Here is a 256-nt window from a genome sequence, read left to right on the forward strand (position 1 = left end):
TGCCGGTACTGCGCGCAGTGATGGCCAGCCGCCAGTTCCTGATCCTTGCCGGCGCGGCGGTGGTCATCTCTTGCAATTGGTTCTGGTTCATCTGGGCCATCGGTCAGGGCCGCGCCACCGAGGCCAGCCTGGGCTATTTCATCTTTCCGCTGGTGGCGGTGCATTTGGGCCGGATCTTTTTTGGTGAACGGCTGGGCGCCTTGCAATGGACCGCCGTTGGGTTGGCGGCCGGCGCGGTCGCGCTGCTGACCTGGGG

At 65.6% G+C, this 256-nt stretch carries 1 protein-coding gene; it reads left to right on the top strand.

Annotated features, from left to right (window positions below):
• Positions 1 to 20: 20 nt before the first annotated feature.
• Positions 21 to 256 (top strand): EamA family transporter (locus Q4528_RS14720; protein WP_303522407.1); only part of this gene is annotated, 236 nt, incomplete at its 3' end.

Origin of the sequence: Staphylococcus pasteuri, from assembly GCF_030547725.1 — a bacterium.
Classification (GTDB): domain Bacteria; phylum Bacillota; class Bacilli; order Staphylococcales; family Staphylococcaceae; genus Staphylococcus; species Staphylococcus pasteuri.